The organism is Streptomyces sp. AB3(2024) (assembly GCF_041862025.1).
GTDB lineage: Bacteria > Actinomycetota > Actinomycetes > Streptomycetales > Streptomycetaceae > Streptomyces.
On record NZ_JBGWAB010000023.1, the window covers coordinates 60801 to 83651 of the forward strand.

The 22851-nt window shown below is 72.1% G+C and carries 22 protein-coding genes; 11 read left to right on the forward strand and 11 right to left on the reverse strand.

Going from position 1 to position 22851, the window contains the following annotated elements; all coding sequences use genetic code 11:
- Positions 1–44 precede the first annotated feature (44 nt).
- The gene (locus tag ACEPPI_RS12990; protein WP_373915380.1) at positions 45–761 is read right to left on the reverse strand and encodes a TetR/AcrR family transcriptional regulator C-terminal domain-containing protein; all 717 of its coding nucleotides are present in this window, start codon (positions 759–761) and stop codon (positions 45–47) included.
- A gap of 100 nt (positions 762–861) precedes the next feature.
- On the opposite strand from ACEPPI_RS12990, the gene ACEPPI_RS12995 reads away from it, so the two are divergent.
- From ACEPPI_RS12995 to ACEPPI_RS13005, 3 genes are all read left to right on the forward strand, one after another.
- Positions 862–2574 (forward strand): CocE/NonD family hydrolase, encoded by a 1713-nt coding sequence (locus ACEPPI_RS12995; protein WP_373915381.1) that lies wholly within the window; start codon positions 862–864, stop codon positions 2572–2574.
- 170 nt (positions 2575–2744) lie between these two features.
- A complete protein-coding gene (locus ACEPPI_RS13000; protein WP_373915382.1) occupies positions 2745–3635 on the forward strand; it encodes a polysaccharide deacetylase family protein in 891 nt (296 codons plus the stop codon).
- A gap of 142 nt (positions 3636–3777) precedes the next feature.
- Positions 3778–4098, forward strand: coding sequence for a nuclear transport factor 2 family protein (locus ACEPPI_RS13005; RefSeq protein ID WP_373915383.1), 321 nt, complete (start codon positions 3778–3780; stop codon positions 4096–4098).
- Between the two features lie 24 nt (positions 4099–4122).
- Here ACEPPI_RS13005 and ACEPPI_RS13010 read toward each other — a convergent pair whose 3' ends face one another.
- On the reverse strand, positions 4123–5256 hold the full coding sequence (locus ACEPPI_RS13010; RefSeq protein ID WP_373915384.1) for a serine hydrolase domain-containing protein: 1134 nt from the start codon (positions 5254–5256) through the stop codon (positions 4123–4125).
- 185 nt (positions 5257–5441) lie between these two features.
- Here ACEPPI_RS13010 and ACEPPI_RS13015 point away from each other — a divergent pair, with 185 nt between their 5' ends.
- Positions 5442–6068 carry a hypothetical protein gene (locus ACEPPI_RS13015; RefSeq protein WP_373915385.1) on the forward strand — a complete coding sequence of 209 codons (627 nt, stop codon included), beginning with the start codon at positions 5442–5444 and terminating at the stop codon, positions 6066–6068.
- Positions 6069–6246: 178 nt separating this feature from the next.
- On the opposite strand, the gene ACEPPI_RS13020 is transcribed toward ACEPPI_RS13015, so the two are convergent.
- From ACEPPI_RS13020 to ACEPPI_RS13030, 3 genes are all read right to left on the reverse strand, one after another.
- A complete protein-coding gene (locus tag ACEPPI_RS13020; RefSeq protein ID WP_373915400.1) occupies positions 6247–7545 on the reverse strand; it encodes an extracellular solute-binding protein in 1299 nt (432 codons plus the stop codon).
- 303 nt (positions 7546–7848) lie between these two features.
- Positions 7849–8466 (reverse strand): SMI1/KNR4 family protein, encoded by a 618-nt coding sequence (locus ACEPPI_RS13025; protein ID WP_373915386.1) that lies wholly within the window; start codon positions 8464–8466, stop codon positions 7849–7851.
- Between the two features lie 60 nt (positions 8467–8526).
- Complete coding sequence (locus ACEPPI_RS13030; protein ID WP_373915387.1) at positions 8527–8895, reverse strand: DUF192 domain-containing protein; 369 nt, start codon at positions 8893–8895, stop codon at positions 8527–8529.
- A 107-nt stretch (positions 8896–9002) separates the two neighbouring features.
- Here ACEPPI_RS13030 and ACEPPI_RS13035 point away from each other — a divergent pair, with 107 nt between their 5' ends.
- Positions 9003–9716 (forward strand): prepilin peptidase, encoded by a 714-nt coding sequence (locus ACEPPI_RS13035; protein WP_373915388.1) that lies wholly within the window; start codon positions 9003–9005, stop codon positions 9714–9716.
- A 131-nt stretch (positions 9717–9847) separates the two neighbouring features.
- Here the strand turns inward: ACEPPI_RS13035 and mgrA are convergent, their stop codons facing one another.
- Positions 9848–10885 carry an L-glyceraldehyde 3-phosphate reductase gene (gene mgrA / locus ACEPPI_RS13040; protein ID WP_373915389.1) on the reverse strand — a complete coding sequence of 346 codons (1038 nt, stop codon included), beginning with the start codon at positions 10883–10885 and terminating at the stop codon, positions 9848–9850.
- Positions 10886–11012: 127 nt separating this feature from the next.
- Between mgrA and ACEPPI_RS13045 the strand changes: the two genes are divergently transcribed.
- The 5 genes from ACEPPI_RS13045 to ACEPPI_RS13065 all read left to right on the forward strand — a co-directional run bounded on the left by ACEPPI_RS13045 (position 11013) and on the right by ACEPPI_RS13065 (position 16722).
- Positions 11013–11774: an isoprenyl transferase gene (locus tag ACEPPI_RS13045; protein ID WP_266841925.1), complete on the forward strand. Its 762-nt coding sequence runs from the start codon at positions 11013–11015 to the stop codon at positions 11772–11774.
- A gap of 316 nt (positions 11775–12090) precedes the next feature.
- Positions 12091–13407: a PhoH family protein gene (locus tag ACEPPI_RS13050; RefSeq protein WP_373915390.1), complete on the forward strand. Its 1317-nt coding sequence runs from the start codon at positions 12091–12093 to the stop codon at positions 13405–13407.
- 435 nt (positions 13408–13842) lie between these two features.
- Complete coding sequence (locus ACEPPI_RS13055; RefSeq protein ID WP_373915391.1) at positions 13843–14565, forward strand: transglycosylase SLT domain-containing protein; 723 nt, start codon at positions 13843–13845, stop codon at positions 14563–14565.
- 116 nt (positions 14566–14681) lie between these two features.
- Positions 14682–16025, forward strand: a complete 1344-nt coding sequence (locus ACEPPI_RS13060; RefSeq protein ID WP_373915392.1) for an AI-2E family transporter — start codon at positions 14682–14684, stop codon at positions 16023–16025.
- Positions 16009–16722 (forward strand): hypothetical protein, encoded by a 714-nt coding sequence (locus ACEPPI_RS13065; protein WP_373915393.1) that lies wholly within the window; start codon positions 16009–16011, stop codon positions 16720–16722. The genes ACEPPI_RS13060 and ACEPPI_RS13065 overlap by 17 nt, the downstream gene beginning before the upstream one ends.
- A 72-nt stretch (positions 16723–16794) precedes the next feature.
- Here ACEPPI_RS13065 and ACEPPI_RS13070 read toward each other — a convergent pair whose 3' ends face one another.
- A complete protein-coding gene (locus ACEPPI_RS13070; protein ID WP_030226238.1) occupies positions 16795–17334 on the reverse strand; it encodes an alkyl hydroperoxide reductase in 540 nt (179 codons plus the stop codon).
- A gap of 3 nt (positions 17335–17337) precedes the next feature.
- Complete coding sequence (locus ACEPPI_RS13075) at positions 17338–17892, reverse strand: peroxiredoxin (protein ID WP_030226236.1); 555 nt, start codon at positions 17890–17892, stop codon at positions 17338–17340.
- 165 nt (positions 17893–18057) lie between these two features.
- On the opposite strand from ACEPPI_RS13075, the gene ACEPPI_RS13080 reads away from it, so the two are divergent.
- Entirely contained in the window at positions 18058–19029 is a 972-nt protein-coding gene (locus ACEPPI_RS13080) for a hydrogen peroxide-inducible genes activator (RefSeq protein ID WP_373915394.1), read from the forward strand.
- Positions 19030–19066: 37 nt separating this feature from the next.
- On the opposite strand, the gene ACEPPI_RS13085 is transcribed toward ACEPPI_RS13080, so the two are convergent.
- From ACEPPI_RS13085 to ACEPPI_RS13095, 3 genes are read right to left on the reverse strand one after another with little or no spacing between them, the layout of a single operon-like run.
- A complete protein-coding gene (locus ACEPPI_RS13085; RefSeq protein ID WP_373915395.1) occupies positions 19067–21424 on the reverse strand; it encodes an ABC transporter permease in 2358 nt (785 codons plus the stop codon).
- The gene (locus tag ACEPPI_RS13090; RefSeq protein ID WP_373915396.1) at positions 21421–22107 is read right to left on the reverse strand and encodes an ABC transporter ATP-binding protein; all 687 of its coding nucleotides are present in this window, start codon (positions 22105–22107) and stop codon (positions 21421–21423) included. The genes ACEPPI_RS13085 and ACEPPI_RS13090 overlap by 4 nt, the downstream gene beginning before the upstream one ends.
- Entirely contained in the window at positions 22104–22628 is a 525-nt protein-coding gene (locus ACEPPI_RS13095; RefSeq protein WP_373915397.1) for a PadR family transcriptional regulator, read from the reverse strand. Before ACEPPI_RS13095 ends, ACEPPI_RS13090 begins: the two co-directional genes overlap by 4 nt.
- Positions 22629–22851: the final 223 nt, after the last annotated feature.

Here is a 22851-nt window from a genome sequence, read left to right on the forward strand (position 1 = left end):
GTGCGGCCTCGGGACGAGAACGGGCAGGGTGCCGCGTCGCGGGATCAGCCGGTGTCGAGGCCGTCGACGAGGCGGTTGAGGAACCGGTCGAAGGTGGCTTCGGGTGTGAGGGGGCGTGCGGGGGCGGTGAGGGCTTCGGCGAGTTCCGGGTGGCGGCCGTCCATCGCGACGGCGGTGAGGTAGCGGACTTCGGCCGCGACCCGGTCGGGGGACCGTGAGGCCGCGGCCCGCGCGATCTCGTGGCCGACGTGCCCGGCCACGAACGCGGTGAGCTGGGCGAAGATCTCCAGCTTCGCCGCGCCGTCCAGTCCGGTGGGCCGCAGGGCGGCGAGCGCGCGTTCCAGGAAGGCCAGGGTGTTGGGGCCGGGGGTGCGGTGGGCGGCCAGTGCGGCGGGCAGCCAGGGATGCCGCAGCATGTGGTCGCGCTGGAGGTGGGCGATGGCCTTCAGGGCGGCGCGCCAGTCGTCGGTGGGCGTGTGGGTGGTCGGCAGTTCGCCGCTGACGTGGTCGACCATCAGTTCCAGCAGCGTCTCCTTGTCGGGGGCGTAGCTGTAGAGCGACATGGCGCCGGCTCCGACCTGTGCGGCGACTTTGCGGATGGTGACCGCTTCGAGCCCCTCCGCGTCGGCCAGGGCGACGGCTGCCGCCGTGATCGTCTCCCTGCTGTAGGCGGGCTTGCGCCCCCTGCGGGGCCGGTCGGAACTCAGCCAGAGCTGTTCGGGGTCGATGCCTGCGGCATCGGACCCTCCTCCACGGGACATTGGTCCGCGCTCCCTTCCTTGATCGAGGAGGCCCCTTGCGGGATCCATCCGTGCATCGTCTATTCTCGTACATCGTACGGATATCGAGGAGGGGAACGACATGGCGACACGCACGCACGGTCCTGCGCCGAGGACGACCTGGGCGATGCCGTCCGGCAAGCCGCCGCCGGCCTCGCGGATGATGAGGGCGACCTGGCGCGGCCTCCCGGCCAAGCGGTACGACGTCGGGTGGGAGCCGGGGCTGGCGGTGCCGGCCGCCGACGGCAGCCCGCTGGTCACGGACCACTACTTCCCGCGCGCCGAGGGCGACTTCCCCACCCTCCTGGTGCGCTCGCCGTACGGCAGGGGCCTGCCGTGGTCTCCCATGTACGGCGTGCTCTTCGCCGAACAGGGCTTCCACGTGGTGCTGCAGAGCTGCCGGGGCACCGGCGGCTCCGGCGGTGACTTCGATCTGTGGCGCAACGAGGCCGCCGACGGCCGGGCCACGGTGTCCTGGCTGCGCGAGCAGAGCTGGTTCGACGGAACGCTGGGGACCGTCGGCCCCAGCTACCTGGGATACGTGCAGTGGGCCCTCGCCGCGGACCCGCCGCCGGAGCTGAAGGCGATGGTGGTGCAGGTCGGGCTGCACGACCCGTACTCCCTCTTCTACGCGGACGGTGCGCTCCGCCTGGAGAACGCCCTCGCCGTCGGCGCCGGCATGACGTACCAGCACCAGGGCATGGGCCGGTTCATCAGGGCGACGATGCGTCTGCAGCGCCGCCTGGGCGAGGTCACCACCGCCCGGCCGCTGCGCGGGGCTTACGCGCCCGCCCTCGGGGGTGAAGTGCCCTGGCTGGACGACGTGATGGCGCACCCGGATGCCGAGGACGCGTACTGGCAGGGTGCGTCGTTGGCGACGGTGGCGGAGCGGCTGAGCGTGCCGACCGCCTTGATCACCGGATGGCACGACGTCATGGGCGACCAGACCCTCGGGCAGTACCACCGGCTGCGCGAGGCCGGCTGCGAGACCTCCCTGCTCGTCGGCCCCTGGACCCACACGTCCGCGCTGCAGCAGGGGTGGCCCGAGGTCTTCGCCGAGAGCCTCGCCTGGCTGCGCGCGCACCTGTGCGGCGACCCCTCCGGCCTCCGTCCCGCCAGGGTCCGCGTGCACGTCGGCGGTGCAGACGACTGGCGGGACCTCGACGACTGGCCGCCGGCCGCGGCCGCCACCTCGTGGTTCCCCGCCGGGCACGGGGACCTCACCCGGCGGGCTCCCGCGGAATCCGCGCCACTGGCGTCGTTCCGCTACGACCCGGACGACCCCACCCCCTCGCTCGGCGGCCCGCTGCTCTCCCGCACGGCCGGTCCCCGCGACAACGGCACCCTGGAGATCCGGGACGACGTGCTGACGTTCACCGGGCCCCCGCTGACCGAACCCGTGGACGTCCTCGGCCCGGTCTCCGCCCGGTTGGCCATCTCCACGGACACCGGCCACGCCGATGTCTTCACCCGCCTGTGCGATGTGGACGAACAGGGCCGCTCCGTCAACATCTGCGACGGACTGGGCCGGCTCCGGACGGCCGAAGGGGCGCCCTCGCCGCTCACCGTGCCGATGAGTTCCACCGCCCACCGCTTCGCCGTCGGTCACCGCATGCGCTGGCAGATCAGCGGAGGCGCCCATCCGCGCTACGCCCGCAACCCCGGCACCGGGGAGTCCTCGGTGGACGCCACCGCCTTCACGCCGGTGCGCATCACGCTCCACACGGACTCCGCGCTGATGCTCGCGACACCCGCCGACGGTTCCGGGGCCGGCCCGACGGGCAACGGCCGATGAGCCGGAGCGTCCTGAGGCCGGTGCCCCGCGGGGCGGGAGGGGCGTAAGGGGCTGTAAAGGAGCAAAGTCCTTATTACCTGGAATTTATAGGGCAATCGGGCGGAACCCGACCTGGTTCCAAGGCGTCATGACCCACAGGACCCTCGCACGTCCGGATGGGGAGTGGACACATGACGCGCACGCAGAAGCAGGCCCTGCGGACCCGGATGGCAGTCGGCGCCTCGGCCGTGGCCGTCGCCGCGACCGTCTGGGGCGTGACGGCCCTGGTCGCCACGGACGACCGCACCGCCCACCCACAGGACAACGCCTCCCGCCAGGACAGCGCCTCCCGCCGGGGCGAAGCGGACGGCGGCCCGGACGAGGGGGGCACCGGCGGGGGGGGGGGGGGGGGGGGGGGGGGGGGGGGGGGGGCCGCGGCGGGGCCCCCCCCCCCCGCCCCCGCGGCGCTGCCCGACACCATCGCCCACGCCTCGGAGGGCGGCGGGAACACCGTCAACATCACCATCGACGACGGCCCCGACCCCCGCTGGACCCCACAGGTCCTCGACGTCCTGGCCCGCCACGACGTGAAGGCCGTCTTCTGCATGATCGGCCCGCAGGCCAAGGCCCACCCGGAACTGGTCAAACAGGTCGTCGCGGCCGGTCACCGGCTCTGCGACCACACCATGAACCACGACACGACCATGGACAAGAAGCCCGTCGCGTACCAGGAGGCGCAGATCCTCGACGCGAAGAAGCTGATCGAGGAGGCGGCGGGCGGCGCCGCGAAGGTCGAGTACTACCGGGCCCCCGGCGGGGCCTTCACCCCCGACAGCCGGCGGATCGCCGCCGCCCACGGCATGCGCCCGCTCGGCTGGAACGTCGACACCAAGGACTTCGGCAGGCCCGGGACCGCCGCCATCGTCGACGCCGTCAAGCGGGAGATGGGCAACGGCCCGACGGTGCTCTTCCACGACGGGGGCGGCGACCGCCGGCAGACCGTCGACGCCCTCGACCAGGTGCTGACCTGGCTGAAGGACCAGGGCCGGCCGACCGGCTTCCCGGTCCGCACCGCCCCCTGAGCCGCGCCCCGACCCGCGCCCGCAGCGCCCCCTGACACGCCGTCCGGCGGCGAACGGGTGAGGGTCGCCGCGGCCACGGCCGCCACGGTGTTCCCTGGTCGCGCACGCAGCACCGTACGCACGCACCCGCCCAGGAGCATCCGTGATCGACCCCACCCGGCTGACCGACCCCACCGTCCGCGCCTTCGTCACCGCCGTCAACGCCGGGGACCGCACCGCCTTCCACGCGGTCCTGACCCCCGGCGCGACCATGTCCGACGACGGCTCGGACCGCGACGTCGACGACTGGACGGAGCGGGAGATCTGGTCCTGCCACGGCCACATGTCGGTCGACTCCGAAGCCGACGGGGGCCGCTCCCTGGTGGTCGACTACCGCAACGACACCTGGGGCGAGATGCGCACCGCCTGGCGGTTCGAAATCGCCGACGGCCACGTCGTCCGCTTCGAGACCGGCCAGGCCTGACCCGGGAGCCCCGGAGCCCCGGGGCTACAGCCCCCGCGCCACCTTCAGCACCGCCGCCGTCAGCGGACCGTTCTCCGGGCCCGTACCGCCCGGGAAACCGAAACGGCGGCGCGTGTACCCGTACGCGATGCCCGTGACCGGGTCGGCGAAGCCGAGCCCGCCCGACGCGGCGCAGTGCCCGAAGGCCTCCGGGCCCACCGCGTGCTGCCGCTCGAAGCCCAGACCGAAGTGGTCGGCCTCCGGAACGACCGAGTCCGCGCCCGGGGTGTGCGGCCGCGCGACGTCCGCCACGGTGTCCGGCTTCAGCAGCGCCGGGAGGCCGTTCAGACCGCCGACCGCCGCCGCGTACAGGCCCGCCACCGCGCGCGCCGTGCCGACGCCGCCCGCGGAGGCCGGGCCCCGGCCCTTCACCTGCGGGTGGTTGGCGTACGCGACCAGGTCCATCGCGGGCTCGCGGTGCCAGTTGAAGGCGATCTTCAGCAGCTCCGGCAGCGGCTCGCCCGCCGCCAGCAGCTCCAGCTGGGCCGGGGTCGGGACCATCTCCAGGACCGGCTTCCAGCGGCCCTCCTCGGAGGCGGGCAGGCCCATGTACAGGTCCAGCCCGTACGGGGCCCGCACCCGCTCCTCGTAGACCTCCTGCAGGGAGCGGCCGGTCGCCCGCCGGACCACCTCGCCCGTCAGGGCGCCGATCACGAAGGCGTGGTAGCCGTACGCCGTACCGGGCTCCCAGTAGGGCTTCGCCTCCGCCAGCCGCGCCGCGATCAGGGTGTCGTCCGCGATCTCCTCGTACGAGAAGCCCTCCGGGGTGTTGATCAGCCCGGAGCCGTGCGCGACCAGCTGCCGCACCGTCAGCCGCTCCTTGCCGTGCCCCGTGAACTCCGGCCAGTACGAGGACACCGGACGCTCCAGGTCCAGTACCCCCTCCTGCGCCAGCAGGGCCACCACCAGGTGCGCGGCGCCCTTGGTGATCGAGTAGACCCCGGTCAGGGTGTCCCCCTCGGTGTCCTCGCCGCCCCACAGGTCGACGACGACGCGCCCGTGGTGACGCACCGACAGCTGCGCCTCGGGCGAGACGTGCTCGCCGGCCACGAAGGCCTCGAACTCCTCCCGCACCGGCTCCCAGCCCGCCGCCACCGTTCCGTTCACCGTCACGCTCATGACATCCCCCGTTCGTCGCACGCGGATCTTCCCGCTGTGTCCGTGGGCAGCCAACCAGAGGCGGTGGGATCGTATTCCTGTCGGATCCGGGAGTTCGTCACCTGCGCGCGCCCGGCCCGCTCCCTTACGGGTGAACGCGCCCGCGGCGTCGTTCCGGCCCGCCGCGGGCTCCCGTTGGGCCGTACATGAACCGCACCCGCACCGTCGCCCTCAGCCTCGCCGCAGCCGTCGCGGCCCTCGCGCCCGCCCTCGGGCAGGCCGCCGCCACCGCCGCGCCGGGCACGGCCTACCTCCAGGACCCGGCCGGGGACGAGCACGCGATGAAGTCCATGTGGACCAAGGACGACATGCACAAGGTGGAGGGGCAGCTCCGCTTCCACCCGGGCGTGCAGTACAAGACGGTGACCCGGTCCGGTCCGCCGGAGGCGCCCGAGTGGAAGCGCCAGGTGGGCGATCCCAAGACGCTGGCCTGGCAGCCCTCGTACGAGTTCGCCTGGGGGGTCTCCGACTCGGCGGTCGTGAAGAAGGCCCTGACCACCAAGGACGGCAACCAGCCGATCGTCGTCCACGCGGTGCTGCGCGACGCGAGGGGGGCCGCGGCGGGCGAGGTGCGCAAGGAACTGTCCGGGCAGCCGGCGACGGGGCGTCAGAAGGTGGCGGGGAACAAGCGGATCGCGTGCGACACCGGTCGGTACACGGTGGAGTGGTCGGTCACCCGGACCGGCTACGGGACGCTGACGGGCACGCTGCCCTGGGACTCCAGCTGCGAGCAGTACCGGACGGCGTTCGCCGCGGAGAACGGGGCGCACTAGCCGCGCGGAGAAGGCGGCGGCGGAGGAGACGGAGGAGGAGGGGAGGCCTGGCGCCCCGGCACCTTGTGGGTGCTCGGCGGGCGATCGGGCCGGGGCCTTGGATCAAGGCCGTCACGGTCATGGTGCCGTACGGGATGGGTACGGGCGCAGGGTCGAAGGTCCCGGTTCGGGAGGTGCTTCAGTGCTTCTTCTTCCCGGCTTCGGCGGCCTTCGCGGCCATGCCCTCCAGGACGGCCTTCGGGTCGCCGCCCGGCTCCACGGCCCGCCCGATGCCGCGCTTGATGGTGTCGCTGACCGTCACCCACGTCGGGTCGTTGACGGGGTAGAGCTGGGCGCCGCGCAGGGCGGTCAGGAACTGCTCGTCGGTCTTGTCGAGACCTCCGCCCGCCGGGGTGCGGGAGGCCGTGACCGTCGAGGGCAGCAGGTGGTAGCGGCCCGCGAAGTCCGACAGGTACTTGTCCGCGTAGACGAAGTCGAGGAACTTGCCGATCTCGACGCGGTGGTCGTTCTGCTTGAAGGCCATCATCCAGTCGGCGACGCCGACGGTCGGCGGGGTCTCGCCCGAGCTCAGGTTGTCCGAGACCGGCATGGTGACGGTGCCGACGGTGATGCCCTTGGCGCGCGCCTCGTGGGAGAGCGAGGGGTAGCCGTTGAGCATCCCGACCTCGTCGCGCAGGAAGGCGGCGAACGCGTCCGCGCGGTTGAGCTGCGACGGCGGCGTCGGGCCGGTCAGGCCGGGGGCGACCAGCTGGTCCCGGAGCCAGCGCAGGGTGTAGATGTTCTGGTCGGAGGCCAGGGCGTAGTTGCCGCTGCTGTCGGCGTAGCCGCCGCCGTTGCTCAGCTCCCAGATCAGCGTCTCGGCGTGCGCCTCCTCGGGGCCCAGCGGAAGGGCGTACGGGTACTTCACGCCCTTGTCCTTGAGCGCCTTGGCGGCGGCCTTCAGGTCGGACCAGTTCTTCGGCTGCCAGGTGGCCGTGCCGTCCTTGGGGATGACCCCGGCGTCGGCGAGCAGCTTCTGGTTGTAGAAGAGGAGGCGGCTGCTCGCCACGAAGGGCAGGCCGTAGAGGGTGCTGCCGACCGAACCCGCCTCGGCGAGGGGCTGGAGGAAGTTCGATTCGGCGGTGATGGAGAGGAGCTCGTCCGCGGAATACAGCTTGCCCTGCGCGGCGAAGTCCGAGTACGAGCCCATGAGGGCCATGTCGGGTGCCTTGCCGGCCTTGACCATACGGGAGACCTCGCGGTCGATGTCGGCCCAGGGGAGCAGCTGGACCTCGACCTTGATGTCCGGGTTGGCCGCGGTGAAATCCTTCGTCACCTGGTCCCAGAAAGCCTTGGAGCTGTTGCCCGCATTGTCGCCGTATTCGGCCGCGACCAGGCGCAGGGTTCCGCTGCCACCCGACCCGGCGTTGGAACTTCCGCAGCCGGACAGCGGTATCAGCAGGCCGAACACGGCCGCCGTGGCGGCAGCTCCGAACATTCTTCGTCGCACGGGTGGATACCCCTGATTTTCTTTTGGAGCCGGATATTACTTATGAGTCACTCCGGGCTGGGGTGTCCCTCCGTGGCCCGTTGGCCGGAATTCTCTCCTGAGGGCGGGTGGGTTGATTCCATTGGGTCGGCAGTTGTGTTCAATGCTCCAAATTCGGCAATTCCCGCTCGTGTTTTCCGATATGTGATCCAGGAATTGGACGCGCGTAGACGTGCGGAGACATGCCGAAAAGCCCGTTTCCGGCCGGGAAACGGGCTGAAGGGTGTGGCGGGCGTGTGGCGGGTCGGCCGGCTAGTCGGCGAACTCGCCCGCGTAGGGGTCGGGCTCGCCGGTCTCGGGGTTGCGGCCCTCCTGCCAGCGCCGCTGGGCCTTGCGCCAGTGGACGAAGCTGAGGTGGCCGACGTCCCAGAAGGTGATGCCGACGGGGCTCACGTCGAACTCGTCGGAGCACAGCAGCAGCAGGAATTCGGCCATGCCGTACGGGTACACCGCGAACGCGTCGGCGGTGTGCCGCCCGACGACGAGGACCGGCCACCGGTCCGGGTCCGGGTCGGTGGTCAGCCAGCACAGGACGTCGGCGCCGCCGGTGACGCCCCAGGCGAGGATCGACTCCGGGTCCACGTCGAAGGCGGCCCGGCCGCCCCCGTCCTCCCAGGCCTGCCGGGCGTTGGCGGTCTCCTCCGACATCTCCGCCGGGTCCCACTGGAGTCCGGGCTTGGGCAGCGGCAGCAGGATGCTGGCCTCGCCGTTGATGGAACCGGCCCCGTAACGCCCCATGAACGCCACGAAGTCGGCCGGGAACCGGGTACCCCAGACGGCCTCGGCCGCCTGCCAGTCGATGTCCTCGTCGGCGCCGTGCGTCGCCGGCATGATCTGCTCCAGCGCCTTGATCCGCGCGTTCTCCGTCATGCCGCTCCCCTGCGCGCCCCAGCTCAACCGCCTCAACCTACCGCCCGAGCGCCCGCGGACCTAGGCGGTGTCGAGACCGTCCTGCGTCCGCACCCCGACGTGGATCCCGGGGCGCAGCCCCCAGCCCGCCATCGCGCCCGCCTCCGCCTCCAGGACGTGCCGGGAGAGCGGGCGGGGCAGGCCCAGGCGGCCCGGCGCCATCGTCACCACGGCGCGGACCCGCAGGCTCCGGTCCAGGTAGGCCACGTCGATCGCGAACCGCATCCGGAAGGTGTGCACGCTCGCCGCCGGGGTCAGCAGCAGGGCCCCCTCGATGCCGTCCCGCCCCAGGAGCCCGCGCGTGCGCGCCCGGTACGAGGCGGCCACCTCCAGCGGCACCGCCACCCCGGCGACCTGGAGGATTCCGTACCCGTCGTCCCACCGCGTCATGGCGGCCACCCTAGGGGCTCCCGCCCCCGGCCCCCACCCCCACGGGGAAAGGCCGGAGAAGGGGGAAACGGCCGCGGGGCCCGTACGCCGCGCTCTACCGTCGGCGGATGGGCCACGCCGTGATCGTCCTCCTCGCCGTCGCGTACGGCGCCGCCGCCGGGCTGGGCCTGCCGCGCGCCGCGTACCGGCTCTCCGTGGAGCCCGGGGAGCCCTGGCGGCGCAGCTGCCCGCGGGGACATCCGCTCGCCGGGTGGCTCGGCCCCGCCCGCTGCGCGGGGCTCCGCTACGGGCCCGCGGGGGCCTGGGCGGCCTCCGGGGCCGTCTGCGGGGCGCTCGCCGCCGTGGTGGGCCCGCGCCCCGAGGCGGCGGCGTACGTGCTGCTCGCCCCGGCGCTGGTGCTGCTGGCCCTCGTCGACCTCGCCGTGCACCGGCTGCCCGACGTGCTCACCCTGCCGCTGGCCGCCGCCACCGCCGCGCTCCTCGGCGCCGCAGCCCTGCTGCCCGGCGCCGCCGGGTCGTGGCGGCTCGCGCTGCTGGGCGGGGGCGCGCTCGGGGCCGCGTACCTCCTGCTGTTCCTGATCAACCCGGCCGGGATGGGCCTCGGCGACGTCAAGCTGGCGCTCCCGCTCGGGGTCGCTCTTGGGTGGTACGGGTGGGGGGTATGGCTCGCCGGGGCCTTCCTGGGCCTGCTCTACGGGGCCCTGTACGGCCTCGGCCTGCTGCTCAGGGGCCGGGCGACCCGTGCGACGGGCTTCGCCTTCGGCCCCTTCATGGCCGCCGGAGCCCTCACCGGAGTGCTGCTGGGTGGATTCGGAGCGTAATCGTTTCGCGGCAATGCACGCATCTCGCTTTACGAAGGGTTATGGTGGAACCCCCCCCTCGGGCCGGTCCGTATCCCCCCCACGGACCGGCCCGTTTTTTTCTTTCCGCCCCTTCCGGGCAAAAGCGCAGGTCAGCCGCGCTGGGCCCAGATGTTGGTGCCGGGGGTGGAGACGGCGAAGGAGTCGATCTCCTTCAGCTCCTCCGCGGACAGCGGCGCCCCGGCCAGTGCGGCCACGTTCTCCTCCAGCTGCCGGACGCTCGACGCGCCGATCAGCGCGGAGGTCATCCGCTCGTCGCGCAGCACCCACGTCAGCGCCAGCTGCGCCAGCGACTGCCCGCGCCGCGCGGCGATCTCGTTCAGGCCGGCGAGGCGGCCGCGCACGTCCTCGGAGAGCAGGTCCGGGTTGAGGGACTTGCCCTGGGAGGCCCGCGAGCCCTCCGGGATGCCGCCCAGGTACTTGCCGGTCAGCAGGCCCTGCGCGAGCGGCGCGAAGGAGATGCAGCCCATGCCGGCCTCCTCCAGGGTGTCCAGCAGCCCGTCCTCCTCCGTCCAGCGGTTGATCATGGAGTACGAGGGCTGGTGGATCAGCGGCCGCACGCCCATCCCGCGCAGGATCTGCGCCGCCTCGGCCGTCTGCTCCGCCGTGTACGAGGACACGCCGACGTAGAGCGCCTTGCCCTGCTGGACCGCGGACGCGAGCGCGCCCATGGTCTCCTCCAGCGGGGTCTCCGGGTCGAAGCGGTGCGAGTAGAAGACGTCGACGTAGTCCACGCCCATCCGCTTCAGCGACGCGTCGAGCGAGCCGAGGAGGTACTTGCGGCTGCCCCACTCGCCGTAGGGGCCCGGGTGCATCAGGTAGCCGGCCTTGGTGGAGAGCACCAGCTCCTCGCGGTAGGACGCGAAGTCCTGCGCGAAGATCTTGCCGAAGTTCAGCTCGGCCGAGCCGGGCGGCGGGCCGTAGTTGTTGGCCAGGTCGAAGTGGGTGACGCCGAGGTCGAAGGCGCGGCGGAGGATGGCCCGCTGGGACTCCAGGGACTTGTCGTCACCGAAGTTGTGCCAGAGGCCGAGGGAGATGGCCGGAAGCTTGAGGCCGCTGTGGCCGGTGCGCCGGTACTGCATGGAGTCGTAGCGCGAGGGCTCTGCCCGATAGGGATTGTTATCAGTCACGATGTCCTCCCTATCACGGACTTGTGACCGGCCGAGTTGGGTACCCGATCCCGCCGCGCAGTAATGTGGCCGCCTCGGGGGAGACCGCAATCCGCACGGGGGCATTGCACGGAGGGGCTGGAAGATCGTGAAGCTGCGCGACCTGGTGTACAGGCTTTACGCACGCCGGGTGGAAGGCCGCCTCGACCACGACGCGTCGCCCAAGCACATCGGCGTCATCCTGGACGGGAACCGGCGCTGGGCCAAGGCGGCGGGGAGCACCACGGTGCAGGGCCATCAGGCCGGCGCCGACAAGATCTCCGAGATGCTCGGCTGGTGCACCGAGACGGACGTCGAGGTCGTCACCCTGTGGATGCTGTCCACGGACAACCTGGACCGGCCGGAGGTCGAGCTCCGCCCGCTGCTCAACATCATCGAGAACACGGTGCGGGGCCTCGCCGCGGACGGCCGGTGGCGCGTCCACCACGTGGGCAACCTCGACATCCTGCCCGCACAGACCCAGTCCGTGCTCAAGGAGGCCGAGCAGGCCACGCACGACGTCGACGGGATACTGGTCAACGTCGCCGTGGGCTACGGCGGCCGCCAGGAGATCGCGGACGCAGTGCGCTCGCTGCTCCTGGAGCACGCCGAGAAGGGCACCTCGTTCGAGGAGCTCGCCGAGGTCCTGGACATCGACCACATCGCCGAGCACCTCTACACGCGCGGCCAGCCCGACCCGGACCTGGTGATCCGCACCAGCGGCGAGCAGCGACTGTCCGGATTCATGCTGTGGCAGAGCGCCCACTCGGAGTACTACTTCTGCGAGGTCTTCTGGCCGGCCTTCCGCAAGGTCGACTTCCTGCGCGCGCTGCGCGACTACGCCGCCCGCCACCGGCGCTACGGCACCTGACCCCGCGGAGCTGACGCCCCTTCGGTCCCTCCCGCCCCCTCGCGAAGCCTTCACCAGGGATTCACCGAGCGTCCGTCATATGCCATGGCATGGCGGCGCATGTTCGAGGGCATAACCCAGGCAGGTCGACGCCCGATCCACGGGTGTCGAGTCTCAGCGGACGGCACAGGGCCGTCCGCCCGGGAGGCCCTTTGCACCAGGACGCGCGTGCGGTTCGCACGGACGGATTGGAGGGCCGGAATTCGGCCCTGGCATGGGTGCCGTTGACCGGTCCGGTCTTCATGGCCCGACCTCTTCCGAGGGGGTACGTCCTTCCGTGGTGACCAGCACAAAGCGCCGCCTGCCCGACAGGCGGACCTACGTCCTCGACACCAGCGTCCTGCTGGCAGACCCCAACGCCTTCTCCCGCTTCGACGAGCACGAGGTCGTGCTCCCGATCGTGGTGATCACAGAGCTGGAGGCAAAGAGGCACCATCCCGAACTCGGCTACTTCGCGCGTCAGGCCCTGCGCCTGCTCGACGACTTCCGGGTCCGCTACGGTCGCCTCGACGCCCCCATCCCGCTGGGCGATCTGGGCGGGACCCTGCGCGTCGAGCTCAACCACTCCGACCCGGGCGTCCTGCCCGCCGGCTTCCGGCTGGGGGACAACGACTCGCGCATCCTCGCGGTCGCCCGCAACCTCCAGGCCGAGGGCTACGACGTCACGGTCGTCTCGAAGGACCTTCCCCTGCGCATCAAGGCCTCCTCCGTGGGGCTGCTCGCGGAGGAGTACCGCGCGGAACTCGCGATCACCGGTGCCGGCTGGACCGGCATGAGCGAGCTCGCCCTCTCCGGGGAGCAGGTGGACCTCCTCTACTCCGAGGAACGGCTCTACGTGCCGGAGGCCGCGGAGATGCCCGTGCACACCGGACTGGTCCTGCAGTCCGAGCGCGGCAAGGCCCTGGGCCGGGTCACGGCCGACGGCAACGTGAAGCTCGTGAGGGGCGACCGGGAGGCCTTCGGGCTGCACGGCCGCAGCGCCGAACAGCGCATCGCCCTCGACCTGCTGCTCGACCCGGAGATCGGGATCGTGTCGATGGGCGGCCGGGCCGGCACCGGCAAGTCGGCGCTGGCCCTGTGCGCGGGCCTGGAGGCGGTCCTGGAGCGCAGGCAGCACAAGAAGGTGATGGTCTTCCGGCCGCTGTACGCGGTCGGCGGCCAGGACCTCGGCTACCTGCCCGGCGACGCGTCCGAGAAGATGAGCCCCTGGGCGCAGGCGGTCTTCGACACCCTCTCGGCGGTGGCCGGGCGCGAGGTCATCGAAGAGGTGCTGGGCCGCGGGATGCTGGAGATCCTGCCGCTCACGCACATCCGCGGCCGCTCGCTCCACGACTCCTTCGTGATCGTGGACGAGGCCCAGTCGCTGGAGCGCAACGTCCTGCTGACCGTTCTGTCCCGGATCGGGGCCAATTCGCGGGTGGTCCTGACCCACGACGTGGCCCAGCGGGACAACCTGCGGGTCGGCCGGTACGACGGAGTGGTCGCCGTCGTTGAGAAGCTGAAGGGGCATCCGCTCTTCGCCCACGTCACGCTGACCCGTTCCGAGCGCTCCCCGATCGCGGCCCTGGTCACCGAGATGCTCGAAACGCTCTGACCGGCACCGATCACCCACCCGGCCCGAACGGGTCAAAAACCCCATAGCGGGACGGTGAGTTGGCGCCGCCCGGCAAAGGCCAAGGAGCCTAGCCGGGCGGCGTCGTGCGGCACAGGGCTTTGTCGAAAACAACGGCAACATGCCAGGTGTGACCTTTCCCACGCAACGTGGAATTGCCCTGCGGCGTCGAGGTCCGGCAGAGTCTGTTTTCCGTCAGGCCCCGCATACGGCACACCTGTATCTCCCGTGGGATACGCGCAGCACCACAACTCCACAGCCGATGTCCGTATGCCGCCCGGTTTCACGCGGCAGCTCCCGCAGGGGAGTTGCCCACGGGCCCGCGTCTCCGGTGACCGCACCACCACGGAGGCCAGTGTTCGAGGGGGCACTCTCGCGCCCGCGCGGTCACTGCGGACGCTGCTGGAAGGACACCGTGTGAGCCGGATCTCGGTTCGGGGGTTCGCAGTGGCTTCGGCCACCGCGGTCACCACCGTCGGCGCAGTCGTCGGAGTCGCCACCGGCGACCCCGCCTCCTCGAACGACATCGAGACCACCGCATCGGGTGCGACTCTCCTCAGCGAAATCCCGGTCGGCGAGCAGGCCCAGGTCCAGAGCGCGTCCCTGACGCAGCAGGCCGACGCCATCGCCCACGCCGCCGACACCGACGCCAAGCGCTCGGCGGAAGAGGCCGCCCGCGTCCAGGCCGCCGAGGACGCCAAGTCCAAGAAGGCCGACGCCGAGAAGGCGGAGAAGGCCAAGAAGGACGAGGCCGACGCCAAGCTCAAGAAGGAGCGCGAGGAGAAGGACGAGGTCGCGAGCCGGTCCGCCACCCGCGACGCCGGCGACTTCCCGCTCCAGGGCTCCTACACGGTCGCCCAGGTCAGGGCCATCGCCCAGCAGCTGGTCCCCTCGGGCCAGTTCCAGTGCTTCTCGAACATCATCAACGAGGAGTCCACCTGGAACTACCAGGCGGTCAACTCCTCCTCGGGCGCCTACGGCCTGGTCCAGGCGCTCCCCGGTTCGAAGATGGCCTCGGCCGGCTCGGACTGGCGCACCAACCCGGCCACCCAGATCAAGTGGGGCCTGGGCTACATGAACGAGCGCTACGGCAGCCCGTGCAGCGCCTGGAGCTTCCACCAGGCCAACGGCTGGTACTAGCGGAACCGCCTCCGGGCCGGTTCAACCTCGAGGGGCCCCGCACCGTCCTACGGTGCGGGGCCCCTCGCGTGTACGGTCGTGCGAGGTGTGACCGTACGGCGGGGGAAGGGAACGAGATGTCGAAGAGGGCAGGCTGGCTCGGCCGGCTCGGCAGCAGACTGAGCCGGATGGAGGCGCGCCTCGACGAACGGCGGGCCGAGGTCGAGGCCGAGGCCACCGGGGAGCCGGTGGCGCCCGTCGTGGTCGCCGCCGAGACGCCCGTCCCCGTACCGCAGGCCGCGTCCGGGGAGCTCCCGCCGCCGGCCCGGCCCGATCCGGTGACCGTCATCCCGTGGGGCATGCGCGTGGCCGCCGAGGCCAGCTGGCGGCTGCTGCTGCTCGCCGGGATGCTCTGGGTGCTGATGAAGGTGATCAGTGAAGTCCGGCTGGTCGTCCTCGCCTTCGCGGCCGCCCTGCTGGTGACCGCACTGCTCCAGCCCTTCGTGGTCCGGCTGCGCAGGCTCGGGCTGCCGAGGGGGCTGGCCACCGCCGTCACGGCGATCCTCGGCTTCGTCGTCATCGGACTGGTCGGCTGGTTCGTGGTCTGGCAGGTCATGGAGAACCTCGACGACCTCTCCAACCGGCTGCGCGAGGGCATCAACGAGCTCAAGAGCTGGGCCCTGGACAGTCCGTTCCACGTGACCGAGAAGCAGATCAACGACATCGCGAAGAACCTCAGCGAGACGATCGGCACCAACACCGAGGAGATCACCTCCGCCGGGCTCCAGGGCGTGACGGTCCTCGTCGAGGTGCTGACCGGCATGCTGCTCGCGATGTTCTCGACGCTCTTCCTGCTCTACGACGGCGCGAAGATCTGGAACTGGGTGCTCGGCCTGGTCCCGGCCGCCGCCCGCCCCGGCCTCTCGGGCGCCGGTCCGCGCGCCTGGCGCACGCTCACGGCGTACGTGCGCGGCACCGTCCTCGTCGCGCTCATCGACGCCGTCTTCATCGGCCTGGGGCTCTACTTCCTCGACGTGACGATGGCCGTTCCGCTGGCCGTGTTCATCTTCCTGTTCGCCTTCATCCCGCTGGTCGGCGCCGTGGTCTCCGGTGCCCTCGCCGTGGTCGTGGCGCTGGTGACGCAGGGTCCGTTCATCGCCCTGATGGTGCTGCTGGTGGTGCTGGCGGTGCAGCAGATCGAGGGGCACGTGCTCCAGCCCTTCATCCTGGGCCGCGCGGTACGGGTCCACCCGCTCGCGGTGGTGCTCTCGGTCGCGGCCGGCGGGCTGATCGCGGGGATCGGCGGCGCGGTGGTCGCCGTACCGCTGGTCGCCGTCACGAACACGGTCGTCGGCTACCTGCGGGCACACGCCCGCGAACGGCATGTGCCGGCCCTCGCGATGGGGCCGGCCCCGCACGGCGTCACGGCCACGGCCGTGGCCGTGCCGGGGGCGGGGGCCGGCGATGATCAGCGAGCCTGAGCTCGAAGGGGAGTGGCCCGCGGGCCGGCCCGCGGGGGAGGCCCGACCGGACGCTCCGTCCGCGTCCGCGCCGCCGCCGCCGCCGTCGTCGTCGTCGCCGGGCGGCGGGCGCGTGCCGTGGCGGTGGGCGCTGGGCGGGATGGTGGTGGCCTCGGTGGTGTGGGCGGGCGTACTGGTCGTGCAGGAACGTTCCTCCGCGTCCGCGCCGCCGATCCGCTACCGGCACGCCGAGAACCTGTGCGACGAGGCGCCCCTGAAGATGCTCGGCGCGATGGGCGGATCGATCGACGGGAGGAGGCCCAAACACGGCGAGAGCCCCGCGCAGGACTGGGCCTACTGCGCGATCGGCACGAGCGGCGGCGACCGACGGCCCGCCTACGAGCACCAGGTCATGGTCGAGCTGCACAAGAAGCTCGATCCGGGGCCGGAGTTCGGCACCGGTCCTGGGCTGGAGCCCGGCATGCGGCCGGTGGGCGCCGAGGTGGAGCAGGTCCCCGGGCTCGGGGAACGGGCGCTGATGACGACGGTGGTGGGCTGGCCCCAGCTCCAGGTGCTCGACGGCGGGGCGGTCTTCACCCTGACCTCCCGCTGGTTCGCCGTGGACGGTCCGGACAGCGCGGAGGAGCCGGACGAGGACGCGGTCAAGGCCGCGATGATCGAGGACATGCGCCAGCTCATGGCCCGGCTGCGCAGGTGAACGCACAGGGCCCCCACGGCCGGTGACGGCTGTGGGGGCCCCGTGCGTTCGCGCGGGTGACCGCGCGGGTGACTACTCGGCGGCCAGGGCCGCTTCGGCGTCGAGGGTGACGGCGACGGCCTGGATCACCGAGGCGATCTTGAAGGCCTCCTGGACCGTCTCGCGGTCCACGCCCGCCTTGCGCAGGACCTGCTCGTGCGAGTCCAGGCACTGGCCGCAGCCGTTGACCGCGGAGACCGCGAGCGACCACAGCTCGAAGTCGATCTTCTCCACGCCCGGGTTGCCGATGACGTTCATCCGCAGGCCCGCGCGCAGCGTGCCGTACTCCGGGTCGGAGAGGAGGTGGCGCGTGCGGTAGAAGACGTTGTTCATCGCCATGATCGCCGCGGCGGACTTGGCGGCGGTGTACGCCTCGGGCGACAGGGCCGCCTTCGCCTCGGGCTCCAGCTCGCGCAGGACGCGCGGGGAGCGGGAAGCGATCGCGCAGGACAGGACGGTGCCCCACAGCTGCTGCTGCGAGAGGGTGTCCTGATTGCCGATGACCGAACCGAGGTTCAGCTTCAGGTCCTTGGCGAAGTCCGGTATGGCGGACTTGAGGGAGTCGAGGGACATCCGTCACTCACCGGCCAGCAGGGCGCCCGCGTTGATGGTGTCGTCGCCCTTGTTCCAGTTGCAGGGGCACAGCTCGTCGGTCTGCAGGGCGTCGAGGACCCGCAGGACCTCCTTGGGGTTACGGCCCACGGAACCGGCGGTCACCATCGAGAACTGGATCTCGTTGTTCGGGTCCACGATGAAGACGGCGCGCATCGGCAGGCCGTCCTCGCCGAGGATGCCCAGCTCGGTCGACAGCTCGCGCTTGATGTCGGACATCATCGGGAAGGGCAGATCACGCAGGTCGGCGTGGTCCTTGCGCCAGGCGTGGTGGACGTACTCGGAGTCGAGGGAGAAGCCGAGGACCTGCGCGTCGCGGTCGGCGAACTCCTCGTTCAGCTTGCCGAAGGCGGCGATCTCCGTCGGGCACACGAAGGTGAAGTCCAGCGGCCACGCGAAGACGACCTTCCACTTGCCCTCGTAGGTCTTGTGGTCGATCTGCGCGAACTCGCTGCCGGCTTCGAGGGAGACGCAGGCGGTCAGGTCGTAGCTGGGGAACTTGTCACCGACAGTGAGCACGAACTCTCCTTGCGAACGGGAAAGTGACCCTTTTGGGAGCTTTCCGAAGGGGTTGGACGGATCTCACATGCTGACACAGCTGCATTGATTACGGAAATAGCTACTCTTGTGATGGGTGATCGGAGGTACCTATCAGTGGCTGTCGGTAATAGGGGACCGAAGCAGTTGAAGCAGACGAGGCAGACGAGGCAGGCGAGGCAGACGAGGCAGGCCCGGCAGCCGACGCTGGCCCAGTTGCGGGCCTTCGCGGCGGTCGCCGAACACCTGCACTTCCGGGACGCCGCCGCGGCGATCGGCATGAGCCAGCCCGCGCTCTCGGGCGCCGTCTCCGCGCTGGAGGAGGCCCTCGGGGTGCAGCTGCTGGAGCGCACCACCCGCAAGGTGCTGCTCTCCCCGGCGGGCGAACGGATCGCCGCCCGCGCGCGCGGCGTGCTCGACGCGATGGGCGGGCTGCTGGAGGAGGCCGAGGCGGTCCGGGCCCCCTTCACCGGGGTGCTGCGGCTCGGGGTGATCCCCACCGTGGCCCCGTACCTGCTGCCGACCGTGCTCGGGCTCTTCCAGCGGCGCTACCCGCGCATGGACCTCCAGGTGCACGAGGAGCAGACGGCCTCGCTGCTGGAGGGGCTGGCCGGCGGGCGCCTCGACCTGCTGCTGCTCGCGGTGCCGCTCGGTATGCCGGGCGTCACCGAACTGCCCCTCTTCGACGAGGACTTCGTCCTGCTGGCCCCGCGCGAGCACCCGCTGGCCGGGCGGCGCGACATCCCGCGCGAGGAACTGCGCGGCCTCCAGCTGCTGTTGCTCGACGAGGGCCACTGCCTGCGCGACCAGGCCCTGGACATCTGCCGCGAGGCGGGCCGCGGCGCCGGGGCGGACGTCACCACCACCGCCGCCGGACTGTCCACGCTCGTCCAACTGGTCGCGGGCGGGCTCGGGGTCACCCTGCTGCCCCGCACGGCCCTGCGCCTGGAGACCGCCCGCAACGAGTACCTGGCCACCGGCTGCTTCGCCGAGCCGGCCCCCTCGCGGCGGATCGCACTGGCCATGCGGACCGGGACGGCCCGGCAGGAGGAGTTCCGGGCCGTCGCCGCCGCGCTGCGCGAGGCGGTGCGCCCGCTCCCGGTGTGGCCCACCGACTGAGGCGGCCGTCCGGGAGCGGGCGCACCGCCCGTGCGGGTCACTCCGTACGCAGCCCGTCCGGGCGCATCAGGCGCAGCAGCGGCGGCAGGCTCAGCAGGGTCACCAGGGCGACCACGCCCCCGCCGACGCCGCTCATCGCCAGCACCGGGGCCCAGTCGATCCGGACGGGCTGGTTCGCCATCCGCAGCAGCACCGAGCCCAGGGCCACTCCGATACCGGTGGCGAGAGCCAGACCCAGGCCCATGGGCAGGGCCGTCTGCCACAGCACGGACATGCTCAGCGTCGAACGCTTCGTACCGAAGGCGACCAGGGACGACAGCAGCTTGCGGCGCTCGCGCAACTGCTCCAGCTGGGAGACCAGCAGGCTGCTGCCGATCAGGACCATGACCCCGGCGGCGCCGAAGAACAGGCCGGTGCGGATGGCGGAGTAGCTGCCGTTGCGCCCGGTCTGCTTGAGGGTCATCGCGGTCGCGAGCGGGTCGGCCTTGAACGCCGCGGTACGGGCCAGGTCCAGGCCGTCCGGGCGGCTCTCGTCGACCTGGACGTAGATCTGCGCGCTCTGCGAGAACCCCAGGCCCTTCGGCGCGACCGACGGGGTCAGGAGCAGCCCCTCGCGGAGGTTGCCCGTGGGGTCCTCGCGGGGCGTCGCGGTGCGCGCGCCGGCGGGGAAGGTGAAGGCGACCGGGGCTTCGGCGGGGGTCCCGCCGATCCCCTCGTAGCCGTGCACGTTGCCCCCGTGGAGGCGCTCGCCCGGCCGGGCCGTGGACGCGGGGTCGGGCATGCCGGAGGGCGTGGTCAGGGCGAAGGCATCGCCGTCCCGGCAGCCGTCGAGCCGGGCGAGTTCGCGCAGGGCCTCGCAGGTGCCGACGGTGACGGTGATGTCGTCGCCGTCGGTCTTCGGCTCGCGGGCGGCGGAGAAGCCGGTCAGCGGGACGGTCCGGGTGATCCCCGGGGTCGCGGCGACCTGCCGGGCGACCGCGTCGGTGCCGGCCTCGCGGCCGCCCGGCACCAGGATCGCGATCGTGGCGCGCGTCGGGTCCTGGCCGGTCTTCCCGGAGTAGCTGCCTTCGGCACCGGCGAAGGTCATCTGGAGGGCGATGGCCCCGGCGACCGCCACCGCGATCCCGTTGGCCAGGCGTGCGGCGGCGCCGCTGTCGACCTGGAGCCGGCGCACGGCCAGCTGCCAGGAGACGGGGCCGCCCGACATCGCGCCGACCAGGCGCTCCAACAGCCAGGGCAGCAGAGCGGTGATGCCGATCAGCAACAGCACCACGCCGCCGCTGACCTGCCACTGGTTGAAGTTCCCGTGTTTGTTGCCGCGGCCCGTCAGCGGGGCCAGCAGCCCCAGTCCGGCGAGCGGCAGCAGCAGCCGCCACCAGATGCGCCGCTTGCGGGGCTCGGCCGTACGGACGACGCCCAGCGGTTCGATGACCACGCCGCGCAGCGCGAACAGGGTCACGCCCACGGCGGCGGCGGGCACCGCGCAGGCGACCAGCAGCGCCAGCCCGGGGGTGGGGTTGAGGTCGGCGGGGAAGACGCTGCGTCCGCCCAGGGTGAGCGAGCCCACGAGGGTCCGCCCGAGCAGGAAGAACACCACCCCGAGTCCGAGTCCGACCACGGATCCGGCCATCGCCTCTCCGGCGGCGATCCTGCGGACCATCCGGCCGTCGGCGCCCACCAGGCGCAGGGCGGCGAGCCGCCGGTCGCGCCGCTCGCCGCCGAAGCGGACGGCGGTGGCGATGAACACGGCGACCGGCAGGAGCAGGGCGACGAAGGTCAGGACGATCAGGAGCAGCAGCACCGGATCGAGCTTCTGGCGCTCGATGGCCTGGTTGAAGGCGTTGACCCGCTGGGTGGAGTAGTCCTGGGGCCCCGTCCGGTGGAGCTCGGCCGAGCCGGCGTAGAAGTACAGGTCGCCGGGGCCGGTGAGGCCCGCGTCACCGATGGTCGAGGTGGGCTTCCACCGCTCGAACCGTTCCCGCAGCAGCGGGTGCTCGCCGGAGTCGAGGAGCTCGCGCAGGGCGGGGGAGACGGCCATCTCGCCGGGCCCGGGCAGAGCGGTGAGGCCGGGGGGCAGCGGGGCGCGCGGGCCCTCGGCGCGCACCAGCCGGCCGTCGATGTCCCGGTCGCGGTAGGTCATGTTCGCCCCGGCGATGAGCAGGGTGTCCGGGCCCGGCCGGAGTTCGCCGCCGGCGCTCAGCGGGAAGCGGGCCTCGCCCCGTTCGTTGCGGGCGGCCAGGGCGCTCGGGACGGCGGTGCTGATCAGCAGGAGCGCGACGCCGAGGCCGATGCCCACGCCGGTGAGCGCGGTGCGCGTCCAGCCCTCGCGGCCTCCGCCGAAGGCGAAGCGGACACCCATGGCCAGGTCGCGGATCCATGCCTTGGACGAGCTCATGCGATCCGCTCCATGTCGCGGGACCTGCCGTCGCGCACGACGATCTCGCGGTCGGAGTAGGCGGCCACGCGGGTCTCGTGGGTGACGAGGACGACGGCGGCGTTCGCGGAGCGGGCGGCTTCGGTGAGCAGCTGCATCACCAGTTCGCCGTTGAGGGAGTCGAGGGCGCCGGTGGGCTCGTCGGCGAAGATCACCCGGGGCCGGGTGACCAGGGACCGGGCCACGGCCACGCGCTGGCCCTGGCCGCCGCTGACCTCGCCGGGGCGCTTGGCGCCGAGGTCCTCGACCTGGAGGCGTTCCATCCACTCCAGGGCGGTCCGCTCGGCCTGCTTGCGCTTGACGCCGTTCAGGCGCAGCGGCAGGGCGACGTTCTCCACGCAGGTCAGTTCGGGGACGAGTCGGCCGAACTGGAAGACGAAGCCGAACTCGCTGCGGCGCAGGGCGCTGCGTTCGGCGTCGTTCATGGCGGAGAGCTCGCGCCCGGCGTAGGTGATGGTGCCGGAGTCGGGCGGGACGATCCCGGCGAGGCAGTGCAGCAGGGTCGACTTGCCGGAGCCGGAGGGGCCCATGACGGCGACGACCTCGCCGGGGTGGATGGAGAAGGCCGCGTCGTCGAGGGCCTTGGTGGGGCCGTAGGCCTTGCGCAGGGCGGTGGCGCACAGCAGGGTGCCGGCCGGGATCATCGGCGCACCTCCCGGGCGAGCTGGTCGAGGCGGGCGGCGGTCAGTTCCAGCCACCGCAGGTCGGCCTCCAGGTGGAACAGGGCGTGGTCGCAGACCAGCTGGTCGGCGAGGTCGCCCTTGCGCTTGCGCTGGGTGAGGATGCGCATCAGCCGCAGGTGCTCGGCGCGCTGGGTGTCCAGGAGCTCGTCGGCGCTGCGGCCGGTGAGCAGCGCGAGGACGACCTTGGTGTAGAGGGTGGTCTGGAGGTACGGCTCGGGCTTCTCGGGCTGGGCGAGCCAGGCCTCGACGTCGGTGATCCCGGCGTCGGTGATGGCGTACCGCTTGCGTTCGGGGCCGCCGCCGCTCTCCACGCCGTCGACCTCGACGAGGCCGTTCTTCAGGAGGCGGGACATGGTCGAGTAGACCTGTCCGTAGGCGAGGGGACGGTCGTGGCCGAACTTCTCGTCGAAGGCGCGCTTGAGGTCGTAGCCGTGGCGCGGGCCGGCCTCCAGGAGGCCGAGGAGGGTGTGACCGATGGACATGGCCGCGACTATACATGCGGTGTATACCCACGGTGTATACGCACGCTGCGCAGACGTGGTCCACGGGTCGCCGCGGGCACGCGGAAACCCGGGGAGGCGGGTGGCCTCCCCGGGCTCGGGCGGGTGCGCGGGCGGTCCGGGCGGGCGGGCGGTCCGGCCGGGTGGTCCGGCGGGGTGTCCCGGCGGGGCGGTCCGGCCGGGTGGTCCCGGCGGGGCGGTCCGG